Below are 13,629 nucleotides of genomic sequence, written 5' to 3'. Positions count from 1 at the left end.
GGCGCATGGGCGAGTCTGTTGAGTCGATTGTCCGGGCAATCGGAAGTGGTCGTCGGTTCGCCGGTGGCCAACCGCACAAGGGCCGAAATCGAAGGCCTGATCGGCATGTTCGTCAACACCCTGGCGCTGCGTATCGATACCTCGGGCGCTTTGAGCACCGAGGCGTTGCTGGCGCGGGTCAAGGCGCGGACGCTGGATGCGCAGACGCATCAGGACCTGCCGTTCGAACAAGTGGTGGAAATCACCAAGCCTGCACGCAGCATGGCGCACAGCCCGTTGTTTCAAGCGATGTTCAGTTGGGACAGTGGCCACGGTGCCAGCCTGAGTCTCGGCGAGCTGACGCTGGAAAGTGTTGCCGAACCGAGCCACTTTGCCAAATTCGATCTGTCACTGACGCTGGCAGACGCGCCGGACGGGATACGCGGTGTGCTGGAGTACGCCGTTGCCTTGTTCGATGAGTCGACTATTCAACGTTACGTCGGCTACTTCCAGCGCCTGTTGCAGGCGATGGTCAGCAACGATCAAGCGGTGTTGGAGCAGGTGACGTTGTTGGCGGACGATGAGCGTCAGCATCTGCTGGTCGATCTGAACGCAACCACTGTCACCCACGATCTTGAGCAGACTGTTCATGCTCGCTTCGAGACGCAGGTGTTGCGCACGCCAGACGCGGATGCCGTGGTGGCCGGTGAATTGCGTTTGAGTTACGCCGAGTTGAACCTTCGCGCCAACCAGCTCGCCCATCACCTGCGCCAGTGCGGCGTGGGCCGCGATTCGCGGGTGGCGATCTGCGTCGAGCGCGGGCCGCAATTGCTGGTCGGTCTGTTGGCGATTCTCAAGGCCGGCGGCGCTTATGTGCCGCTGGACCCGGGGTATCCTGCTGAGCGTCTGGCCTACATGCTTGAGGACAGCGCGCCAGTGGCGGTGCTGGTGCATGCGCCGACGCGTGCGCTGATCGGCGAGTGGGCCGGCGTGTTGGTCGATTTCGACCAGTGCACCTGGCAAGACCTTGCGCAAAGCAATCCGCAGGTGCCAGGCCTGAGCGCCGCGAACCTTGCCTATGTGATTTACACCTCGGGCTCCACCGGCATGCCGAAGGGCGTGATGGTCGAACACCGCAATCTGGGCAATCTGCTGCACTGGAGCGCCAGCCTGTGTCCGCTTTCTACCGGCGCCGCGCTGTTGCAGAAAACCCCGCTGAGTTTCGACGCCTCGGTGTGGGAGCTGTTCTGGCCGTTGAGCTGCGGTATGCGTCTGATCCTCGCTGGCCCGGACGATCATCGCGATCCGGCCGCACTGGTGCAGCTGATTCGTGAGCGACAGGTCAATGTCATCCAGTTTGTACCGGCACTGTTGCAGCAATTCCTTGAAGTGGAAGAAGTCGTTGAGTGCAGCAGCCTGAGCGATGTGTTCTGTGGTGGCGGTGAGCTGACCGCCGCGTTGGTGCGCAGCATCCGCGAGCGTCTGCCGCAGGTGCGCCTGCACAACGTTTATGGCCCGACCGAAGCCACTGTCGACAGCACGGTGTGGACGCTGGAAGCGCATTCGCCGGTGCCACAAAGCGCGCCACCGATTGGCAAACCGCTGTGCAATACCCGCGTGTATATCCTCGATGCTCATCAGCAACCGGTGCCATTGGGTGTGGTCGGTGAGATGTATCTGGGCGGTGTGCAAGTGGCGCGGGGTTATCTGAATCGGCCTGAGCTGACGGCCGAACGCTTCCTCGACGACCCGTTCAGCGATCAGGCCGGCGCACGCCTGTACCGCAGCGGTGACGTCGCGCGCTACCTGGCCGATGGCAATATCGAGTACCTGGGGCGCAACGACGATCAGGTCAAGATCCGTGGTTTGCGTATTGAGCTGGGCGAAATTCAGGCGCATCTGGCGCATGTCGACGGCGTACGCGAGGCGGTGGTGCTGGCCCGTGAGGACGTGCCGGGGGATCAGCGGCTGGTGGCGTACTACAGCGGCGAGTCGCTGGAAATCGATCAGTTGCGCAGCCAACTGCTCAAGCACCTGCCGGATTACATGGTGCCTGCCGTGTTTGTGCATGTGCCGGCCTTGCCACTGAGCCCCAACGGCAAACTCGATCGCCAGGCCTTGCCGGCTCCCGACCAATCGGCGCTGTTGACCCGCGAGTACGAAGCCCCGGTCGGTGAAGTCGAAACGGTGATTGCCGGTATCTGGGCTGAGTTGCTCAAGGTCGAGCGGGTAGGGCGCTTTGATCATTTCTTCGAACTGGGCGGTCACTCGTTGCTGGCGGTCAATCTGGTTGCACGCATGCGCCGGGCCGGCCTGTCGGCGGACATTCGTGTGCTGTTCGGCCAACCGACGCTGGCCGCACTGGCGGCGGCAGTAGGCGGGGAGCCCGAAGCGCCGGTGCCGGCAAACCTGATTCCAGCCGATTGCGCGCGCATCACCCCTGAACTGTTGCCGCTGGTGGCGCTGGATCAAGCGACCATCGACCGCATCGTTGCGAGTGTCCCCGGCGGTGTGCGCAACGTGCAGGACATCTACCCGCTGGCGCCGTTGCAGACCGGCATCCTGTTCCATCATCTGTCGGCCGCGCAGGGTGATCCGTATGTGTTGCAGGCGCAGTTTGCCTTTGCCGATGAACAGCGTTTGCAAGCCTTCACCGACGCCCTGCAACGGGTGATCGAGCGCCACGACATTCTGCGCACTTCGCTGTTCTGGGAAGGCCTTGAAGAGCCGGTGCAAGTGGTCTGGCGTCAGGCTTCGCTGAGCTGCGAGGCATTGGAACTGGATACCGAAGCAGGCGATGCGTTGAGCCAATTGCGGAGCCGCTTCACCATCGCGAACTACCGGATGCCAATTGCCGAGGCACCGCTGATGCGCGTGGTCTACAGCCGCGATGCCGTCAATCAACGGGTGGTGGCGTTGTTGCTGTTCCATCATTTGGTCATGGATCACGTGGCGCTTGAGGTGTTGCAGCACGAAATGCAGGCGTTTCTGCTGGGCAACGCCGGGCAACTGAGCGATCCGGTGCCGTATCGCAATTACGTGGCGCACACCCAGGCCGGTCTGAGTGAGCAAGAGCACGAAAGCTTCTTCCGCGAAATGCTCGGCGCGATCGATGAACCGACCTTGCCTTACGGTCAAAATCTTGCCCATGACGGTCCCGCGCAAGAAGCGCAGTTGACGCTGGAAAACACACTCAGCCACAGCGTCCGGCAACAGGCACGCCGTTTGGGTGTCAGCGCTGCCAGCCTGATGCACCTCGCCTGGGCACAGGTGCTGGGGCAATTGTCCGGACGCGACGCCGTGGTGTTTGGCACGGTGTTGCTCGGGCGATTGCAGGGCGGTGAAGGATCGGAGCGCGCACTCGGTGTGTTCATCAATACCTTACCGCTGTGCATCGTACTGAATGCGCACAGCGTTAAAGGTGCGGCACTGGCGACCCACGAACGCCTGAGTCAGTTGCTCGCTCATGAGCACGCGCAACTGGCGCAGGTGCAACAGTACAGCGCGATGCCGGCGGGCACACCGTTGTTCAGTACGCTGCTCAACTATCGTCACAGCGCCCCGGTCGGGCCGGTATCCGCTGAGGTGCAAGCGGCGTGGCACGGCATGCAATTGCTCGCTGCCGAGGAACACACCAACTATCGCCTGACTCTCAGCGTTGATGATCTCGGTGAAGACTTCCGCCTGAAGGTATTGGCCGGGGCCGGCATTGATGCGCAGCGTATCTGCGGGTACATGCAGGGAGCGTTGATGACGTTGCTGGATGCACTGGAGCACACGCCGCACGTGGGCTTTGACCGGTTGTCGATCCTGCCGGCAGCTGAGCGCGAACAGTTGCTGGTGGATTTCAATGCGACCGAGGCTGACTACCCGCGTGGGCTGACGATTGCCCGGCGCTTCGAGTCGCAGGTCACCGAGCGTCCGCAGGCTATTGCAGCGGTGTTTGCCGGACAGCCACTGACTTACTTGCAGCTCAATCGCCAGGCCAATGCCTTGGCGCATCACTTGATCGCCATCGGGGTGAAAGCCGATGACCGCGTGGCCATCGTCGCCCGCCGGGGTCTGGATACATTGGTCGGGCTGGTCGCCATCCTCAAGGCAGGCGCCGGCTATGTGCCGATCGATCCGGCGCATCCCGTCGAGCGGATCAGTTATTTGCTGAGCGACAGCGCACCGGTCGCGGTGCTCACTCAAAGCGATCTGCACGAGAGACTGCCACAACCGGACGTGCCAGTGATTGATGTCGATCTGTGCGCATGGCCGGCGCAGGCGCAGCACAACCCTGCGGTGCCGGGCCTGAGCACTGCGCATCTGGCGTACGTGATCTACACCTCGGGTTCGACCGGTCTGCCCAAAGGCGTCATGGTCGAACATCAGACGTTGTCCAATCTGGTCGACTGGCACTGTGAAGCGTTCGATTTACGCGCCGGCAGCCACACCTCAAGCCTTGCCGGATTCGGTTTCGATGCGATGGCGTGGGAAGTCTGGCCGGCCCTGTGCGCGGGCGCGACCCTGCACCTGGCCCCAACCCATGACGGCGCTGAAGACATCGATGGGTTGCTCGACTGGTGGCGTGCGCAGCCGCTGGACGTGAGCTTTTTGCCAACACCGGTCGCCGAATATGCGTTCAGCCAGAACCTCGATCATCCGACCTTGCGCATCTTGCTGATCGGTGGCGATCGCTTGCGCCAGTTCAGCCGTCAGCAGCGCTTCGCCGTGATCAACAACTACGGCCCGACCGAGGCCACCGTGGTCGCGACTTCCGGGCGTATCGACGTTGGCGCGGCGTTGCACATCGGCAAACCGGTGGCGAATGCGGCGGTTTATTTGCTCGACGAGCAGCAACGGCCAGTGCCTATGGGCGTCATGGGCGAGTTGTACGTCGGTGGCGCGGGCGTGGCCCGGGGTTATCTGAACCGCGCCGATCTGACCGCTGAGCGCTTTCTGCACGACCCGTTCAGCCCCTTGCCGAATGCGCGCATGTACCGCACCGGTGACCTTGCCCGTTGGCGCGAAGACGGCTCGCTCGACTACCTGGGGCGTAACGACGACCAGGTGAAAGTCCGTGGCATGCGCATTGAATTGGGCGAAATCGAGACTCGCCTCAATCAGCTCCCAGGTATCAACGAAGCGGTGTTGCTGGCCCGCGAGGACCAACCCGGCCAGCCGCGACTGGTGGCCTATTTCACCGAACAGGCGGGGGCCGAGCCACTGGCAGTGGGCGAGTTGCGCGAGCATCTGCTGACGCAGTTGCCGGACTACATGGTGCCGGTAGCGTTTGTCCGGCTCGAGGCTTTGCCGCTGACCGCCAATGGCAAGGTCGACCGCAAGGCATTGCCGAAACCGGACCTGGCCGCGCTGCCGACCCGCGAATACGAGGCTCCGCAAGGCGAGCTGGAAACCGCGCTGGCGCAGATCTGGACCGAAGTGCTGCAAGCCGGGCAGGTCGGCCGTCACGACCACTTCTTTGAACTGGGCGGTCATTCGCTGTTGGCGATGCGCATGGTCTCGCTGATCCGTCAGCGCCTCGGCGTCGAACTGGCGCTGAGTGATCTGTTTGCCGATGCGCAATTGAGCGCAATCGCTGCAGTATTGAACCGCGCCGGGCGCAGCGCGTTACCGGAGATCTTGCCGGCACCGCGTGATCAGGCGCTGCCGATGTCCTTCGCCCAACAACGCCTGTGGTTTCTTGCGCAAATGGCGGGTGGCAACTCGGCGTACAACATTCCTCTCGGCTTGCGCCTGCGCGGTCACCTCGACGTCGATGCCCTGCAATCGGCGCTGGCGCGGATCGTCGCCCGCCACGAAACCCTGCGCAGCCGTTTCATCCGCCTCGACGACAGCGCGCAGGTGTCGATTGCCCCGGTCGATAACGGTTGGCTGCTGCGTGTAGAAGATCTGCGCCAACAGCCGCAGGCCGAGCACACCTTGCAAATATTGCTGGCGCAGGAAGCCTCGACAACGTTTGATTTGCAAAACGATTCGTTGATTCGTGGACGGTTGGTGCGTCTGGCTGACGATCATCATGTGCTGCTGTTGACCGTGCATCACATCGTTGCCGACGGCTGGTCGATGGGTGTGCTGACCGGCGAGTTGATGGCGTTGTATCAGGCGTTCAGCCAGGGACAGCCTGACCCGTTGCCAGTCCTGACGTTGCAATACGGCGACTATGCCGTGTGGCAACGGCGTTGGCTCAGCGGTGAAGTGCTGCAGCAGCAAAGCCAATATTGGCAGCAGACCCTCGACGGTGCGCCGGCCTTGTTGACGCTGCCCACCGATCGCCCGCGACCGGCGCAGCAGGATTACACCGGCGGCAACGTCGAAGTGTTGCTGGACGAGCGCCTGAGTACTGGCCTCAAAGCGTTGAGCCAGCGTCATGGCGCGACCCTGTTCATGACCCTGATGAGTGCCTGGGCGTTGCTGATGAGTCGGCTGTCCGGGCAATCCGATGTGGTGATCGGCGCGCCGGTGGCCAACCGCAGCCGCGCCGAAATCGAAGGCCTGATCGGCATGTTCGTCAATACGCTCGCCGTGCGCATCGACACCTCAGGCGCGCCGAGCGTCGAAGCGCTGCTGGCACAGGTCAAGGCGCGGACACTGGAAGCGCAGGCGCATCAGGATCTGCCGTTCGAGCAAGTGGTGGAAATCGTCCGCCCGGTGCGCAGCCTGGCGCACAGCCCGTTGTTCCAGACCACGTTAAGCTGGGACGGCAGCGTTGGCCCGCAACTGGCCTTGGCCGAGCTGACGCTGGAGGGTGTTGCCGGGACCGGCAATGTCGCCAAGTTTGACCTGACGCTGACACTGGGCGAGGTCAACGGAGTGCTGCGCGGCACGCTGAACTACGCCACGGCGCTGTTCGATGCGCCGACGATCAAGCGGTACATCGGCTACTTCGAACGTCTGCTCGAGGCGATGGTTGCCGATGATCAAACGGTGCTGGAACGTGTGCCATTGCTGGTAAACGATGAGCGCCAGCGCTTGCTGTACGACTTCAACGCCACGGCGCGTGACTACCCGCAAACGCTGACCGTGCACGGGGTTTTCCAACAGCAGGCAGCCGCGCATCCCAAAGCTGTGGCAGCGGTGCATGGCGCACATTCACTGAGCTACTTTGAGCTGAACGCGCAAGCCAACCGCCTGGCCCATCACCTGATCGCTCACGGCGTGCAACCGGGTGACCACGTGGCGATCCTGCTGCCACGCTCGCTGGAGCTGCTGGTCGCGCAACTGGCCATTGCCAAATGCGCGGCCGCTTATGTGCCGCTGGACATCAATGCACCGAGCGAACGCCAGGCGTTCATGGTCGAGGATTGCCGCGCGGTGGCGTTGTTGACCTTGAGCGGCGAAGTCATCGACTACGCCGCGCCGCGTATCGACCTCGACAGGCTAACCCTCAACGGCCAGCCGACGCACAACCCGAATCTGCTGCAGTCGTCCGAGTCGCTGGCGTACATCATGTACACCTCCGGTTCCACCGGCACGCCGAAAGGGGTGATGGTGCCGCACCGGGGCATCGGCCGCTTGGTGCTCAACAACGGTTACGCCGAATTCAATGCGCAGGATCGTGTGGTCTTCGCCTCGAACCCGGCGTTCGATGCGAGCACCATGGACATCTGGGGGCCACTGCTCAATGGCGGTCGCGTGGTGATCATCGACCATCAAACCTTGCTCGATCCGCATGCTTTCGGCCGTGAACTGAGCAGCAGTGGCGCAACGATCCTGTTCGTCACCACCGCGCTGTTCAATCAATACGTGCAACTGATTCCGCAGGCGCTCAAGGGCCTGCGGATTCTGCTGTGCGGCGGTGAGCGTGGCGATCCGGCGGCGTTTCGTCGCCTGTTGGCCGAGGCGCCAACATTGCGCATCGTGCATTGCTACGGCCCGACCGAAACCACCACCTACGCCACAACCTTTGAAGTGCGCGAAGTTGCGGAAAACGCCGAGAGCGTGCCGATTGGCGGGCCGATCGCTAATACGCAGGTTTACGTGCTCGATGCGTATCAGCAGCCGGTGCCGATGGGCGTCACCGGCGAGCTGTATATCGGCGGGCAGGGCGTGGCGCTGGGGTATCTGAACCGGGCGGATCTGACTGCCGAGAAATTCCTCTGCGATCCGTTCAGCGAGATGCCGGGCGCGCTGCTTTATCGCACCGGCGACCTCGCGCGCTGGCTGGCGCCGGGGCAACTCGATTGCATCGGGCGCAACGACGATCAGGTGAAGATTCGCGGTTTCCGCATCGAACTGGGAGAAATCGAAAACCGCCTGCTGAATTGCCCGGGGATCAAGGAAGCGGTGGTGCTGGCGCGCCGCGACGGACAGGACTCCCCGCGTCTGGTGGCGTACTACACGGCGCACGATGAACACTTGGACAGCGCTGAGCTGCACGCGCAAATGCACGCGCGACTGCCGGAATACATGGTGCCCACCGCGTGGGTGCAACTCGATGTATTGCCGTTGAACAACAACGGCAAGGTCGATCGCAAGACGCTGCCGGCACCGACGCAGGAGGCACTGCTCAGTCGGGCCTACGAGGCACCGGCCAATCCTCTGGAAGCAAGCCTGGCGCAGGTCTGGGCCGAGGTGTTGCAGGTCGGGCAGGTCGGTCGCTATGACAACTTCTTCGAGCTCGGCGGCCATTCATTGCTGGCCATGCGCATGCTCTCTCAGGTGCGCCAGCAATTGGGCGTGGAGCTGGCGCTGGCCGATCTGTTTGCCAACCCGGAACTGGCGGCGGTCGCCGAAGTGTTGAGTCAGGCCGAACGCAGCAGCTTGCCGCCGATTCTGCCGGCGCCGCGCGATCAGGCACTGCCGTTGTCGTTCGCCCAGCAACGCTTGTGGTTCCTCGCGCAAATGGATGGCGGCAACACCGCCTACAACATTCCTCTGGGCTTGCACCTGCGTGGCCGACTCGACGCCGTGGCACTGCAACGGGCATTGGCGCGAATCGTCGCTCGTCACGAAACCCTGCGCAGCCGTTTCGCACAATTGCACGACGAAGCTCAGGTGCTGATTGCCCCGGTCGACAGTGGTCTGCCGCTGATTGTGGAAGACTGGCGGCAACAGCCGCAGACCGAGGAGGCCTTGCGTGCTTTGGTCGACGCTGAAGCGCGCGGACCGTTCAACTTGCAGGACGACTCGTTGATTCGCGGTCGGCTGGTGCGTCTGGCCGATGATCACCATGTGCTGTTGCTGACGATGCACCACATCATCTCCGACGGTTGGTCGATGGGCGTGCTGACCCATGAATTGATGGCGCTGTATCAGGCGTTCAGCCGTGGCGAGGACGATCCGCTGCCACCGCTGGCCTTGCAATACACCGACTACGCGGTATGGCAACGGCGCTGGCTGAGCGGCGAGGTGTTGCAGCGCCAGAGTGATTACTGGCAGCAGACCCTGGCCGGCGCCCCGGCATTGTTGAGCCTGCCGACTGACCGACCACGGCCGGCGCAACAGGATCACCGCGGCGGCAGTGTCGAGATCGTACTGGACGCGCAGACCAGCGCCGGTCTCAAGGCGTTGTGTCAGCGCCACAGCGTGACGCCGTACATGGTGATCATGAGCGCCTGGGCGATGCTGCTTACGCGTCTGTCCGGGCAGTCCGATGTGGTCATCGGCTCGCCCGTCGCCAACCGTACCCGCGCCGAAATCGAAGGGTTGATCGGCATGTTCGTCAACACCTTGGCGCTGCGCATCGATACCTCGGGTGATCTGACGGGGGCAGCGCTGCTGGCGCGGGTCAAGGCCCAGACTCTGGCCGCGCAGGCGCATCAGGATCTGCCGTTCGAACACGTGGTGGAAGTCACCCGACCGCTGCGCAGCCTTTCCCACACACCGTTGTTCCAGACTTTGCTGAGCTGGGACAGCAGCGGGGCGCCAGCCCTGGCACTCGACGAGCTGACGCTGGAAGGCCTGGCCGGGGAAAATCACTTTGTGAAGTTCGACCTGTCGCTGAGTCTGGGCGAAAGCCAGCACGGGGTGCGTGGCTCGCTGCGCTACGCCACCGCGCTGTTCGATGAGTCGACCGTGCAGCGTTTTGTCGGTTACTTCCAGCGCTTGCTGGCGGCGCTGGTCAGTGATGATCAGGCGGTGTTGGCGCAAGTCGAGTTGCTTGCCGAGGATGAGCAGCGACGCCTGCTCGGCGACTTCAACGCGACGGCGCTTGATTGCCCGGTCGAGCAACCGGTGCAGAGCCTGTTCGAAGCACAGGTGCGGCGTCAGCCGGACGCCATCGCCGTGCAGTCGGGCGAACACAGCCTGACCTATCGCGAGCTGAATGCCCGTGCCAACCGCCTCGCGCATCACCTGCGTGAGCAAGGCGTCGGGCCGGATGCGCGGGTGGCGCTGTGCGTCGAGCGTGGGCTTGATCTGGTGGTGGGGCTGCTCGGCATTCTCAAGGCCGGTGGCGCGTACGTGCCGCTGGATCCGGCTTATCCGGCGGAGCGCCTGGACTTTATGCTCAGGGATTGCGCGCCGGTGGCGGTGCTGGTGCAGACGGCCACGCGATCGCTGTTTGCCGAGGCTGGGGCAGTGCTGATCGACTTTGACCAATGCACTTGGCACGACCAGTCGGAAAACGATCCGCAAGTGCCAGGCCTGAGTCCTTCGAACCTGGCGTACATGATCTACACCTCAGGTTCGACCGGCACACCAAAAGGCGTGATGCTCGAACATCGTGGCTTGTGCAATCTGGTGCATTGGGGCTCGCAGATTTGCCCGCCAGCTCCAGAGGGCGCGTTGTTGCAGAAAGCCCCATTCAGTTTCGATGGTTCGGTGTGGGAATTCTTCTGGCCACTGACGGCCGGTGTGCGTCTGGTGCTGGCACGGCCGGGAGGTCACCGGGAACCGGCGTACCTGGCGCAAGTGATTCGTCAACAGCGGGTTACGGTGGTCAAGTTCGTGCCGGCGCTGTTGCAGCAATTTCTCGAGCTGCAAGACGTCAGTGAATGCACCAGCCTCACCGATGTGTTCTGCGGTGGCGGCGAACTCACGGCGGCCCTGGCCCGCGAAGTGCGCCAGCAACTGCCGTGGGTGCGCCTGCATAACGTGTATGGCCCGACCGAAGCCACGGTCGACAGCACCGCGTGGACACTGGAACCGCACATGCCCGTGCCATCCACCGAATTGCCGATTGGCAAGGCGATCTGTAACACCCGTTTGTACGTGCTCGATGCGCATGACCAAGCGGTACCGCTCGGTGTTATTGGCCAGTTGCACATCGGCGGCATCGGCGTGGCGCGAGGGTATATGGGACTGCCACAGATGCAGGCCGAGCGCTTTATCGACAGTCCGTTTGTGCCCGGGGACCGCTTGTACCGCACCGGCGATCTGGTGCGTTACCGCGCGGACGGTAACCTCGAATTCCTCGGGCGCAATGACTTCCAGGTCAAGCTGCACGGCTTGCGCCTGGAACTCGGTGAAATCGAAGCGCGGTTGATCCAGCACCCGGGTGTGCGCGAGGTGGTCGTGCTGATGCGCGACGAGCGTCTGGTCGCGTATTTCACAGTGCGCGAGGGCAGCGCTGCTCCGGCTATCGACATGCTGCGCGCGTTCATTCTTGAGCAGTTACCCGAGTACATGGTGCCGGGTGCGTTTGTTGCGCTCGACGTCCTGCCCTTGAGTCCCAACGGCAAGATCGACCGTCAGGCGTTGCCGGCGCCGGGCCTCGACGCGGTACTCAGCCGACATTACGAAGCACCTGAAGGCGAGGTCGAAACCGTGTTGGCGCGGGTCTGGGCTGAGGTGCTGAATGTCGAACAGGTCGGACGCCACGACAACTTCTTCGAATTGGGCGGGCATTCGCTGCTGGCGATTCGTCTGGTCAACCTGCTGCAACGTGCGGGGCAACAGGTGACACTGGCGGAGCTGTTCCAGCGTCCGAGTGTCGAGTCGCTGGCCGCATTGCTCGGTCAACGCCATGCCGCGCCCGAACAGCCGGAAGGACTGGTTGTGGTGCGGCCGGGCGAGGGCGGCGATGCGCTGTTCCTGATCCATGAGTTCAGCGGCAGGGAGGTGTATTTCCCGGCATTGGCGATGCACATCGAGGGGCAGTTTGCGATTTACGGTTTGCCCGGTGTGCCGTTGGGGCAGCCGCAGCTGCGCACGCTTGAGTGCATGGCCACGCGGATGGTCGGGATTATCCGGGCGGTACAACCGCATGGGCCGTATCGTCTGGCCGGGTGGTCGTTTGGTGGCTTGCTGGCGTATGAAATCGCTCAGCAGTTGCTGGGTCTCGATGAGACGGTGGCGTTTGTCGGCCTGCTCGATACCTACGCGCCGCATCCGGCCAGTCAGGATAAAACCCGCTGGAGCGGCGCGCATCGCGACAAGCATCAGTTGCTGGAGCACTGCCGCGCGCGTTCGCAGATGCGCGGTGCAGAAGGGCTGCCGGCGTTGGCTGAGGTCGAGCGGCTTGAGGCTGAAGTCGAACGCATTGCGTTCGATGAGCTGTTCCAGCGCTGCTGCGAACAGCAATTGCCTGACCCGGAACTGGTCGCACTGAGTGCAGCGGATGCCTGGAGTTACTTTGATCGTGAGGCCGCTCATGGCCTGGCGCTGGCGCATTACCGGGTCAGCCCGGCCAGTCTGCCGGTGCACTTGTTCCGCGCTCAGGCACTGATGCCGGGGCAGGCGCAGCCGAGTCCGATCCGCGGTTGGGAAAACAAGATCAGTACAGGTTTGCTGCGCTGCATCGATGTCCCGGGTGATCACCGCAGCATGATGAAAGCTCCGGATATTCAGGCGCTCGGTCAGGCCTTGAGTCAGGCTATGGCCGCTGCGCTGGTTCCGGAGCCAGAGACCTATCAGCCGCTGTTGACCATTCAGAGCGGGCACGCCGGGCATGCGCCGATCTTCTGCGTGCCGGGGGCGGGCGACAGTGTCACCGGGTTCATTCACCTGACCGAGGCCTTGGGCCCGGAGTGGCCGATCATCGGCCTGCAACCGCGCGGGCTCGATGGCAACGGCGTGCCGCACAGCCAGGTTGAAGCGGCAGCGAAGTGCTATCTGCAAGCGGTCGAGCAGTTGTATCCGCAAGGTGCGGTGCACCTGATCGGCCATTCCTTCGGCGGCTGGGTCGCGCATGCCATGGCCGCGCAGTTGCAGGCGGCGGGGCGTGAGGTGGCGTCATTGACCCTGATCGACAGCGAGTCTCCCGGCGGCAACGGTACGGCGGGCAAACCGTACACCACGACTGCCGCGCTGGAACGCTTGATCGAGACGCTGCAACTGTCCAGCGGCAAGTCGTTGGGCATCGACCCGCTGGCGTTCGCCGAGGCTGACGACACCACGCAAATGCGCCTGTTGCACGAGGGCATGGTGCGCGCCGGAGTGTTGTCTGCGCGTTCGTCAGCGCAGGCCATGCACGGCCCGGTCCGCACCTTCGCCACAGCCTTGCGCACGGTCTATCAACCGCAGTTGGCCTACACCGGGCCGGTGCGGCTGGCGCTGGTCGATGACCCGACGCTGGATGCGTGGGGCAATCAGCGCGAGCAAGCGGCGATGGTCGAAGGCTGGCAACGCCAGGTGACGGATCTGGCGGTGTGGTACGGGCCGGGCAACCACTTCACGATTCTCAAGGCGCCCAATGTTTTCAGTCTCGCGGCGTGGTGGCATGACGGCCTGAAAGTGCCGGCCGGCCAAGTGGTTTCCTGA

Annotated in this window: 1 protein-coding gene (running past one end of the window); it reads left to right on the top strand. The window is 63.3% G+C overall.

From position 1 onward, the window contains the following. Positions 1-13,629, top strand: partial view of a non-ribosomal peptide synthase/polyketide synthase gene (locus AB4N74_RS11795; protein WP_460100315.1) — the 3' portion only. 4,215 nt of this gene lie to the left of the window's left edge; 13,629 of the gene's 17,844 nt are visible here — the last part of the coding sequence; the start codon falls outside the window, past its left edge; its stop codon occupies positions 13,627-13,629.

Source organism: Pseudomonas sp. H3_C08 (assembly GCF_054669455.1).
The sequence above is the reverse complement of the archived record's forward strand: the minus strand, read 5'-3'. Positions and strand labels throughout refer to the sequence as shown.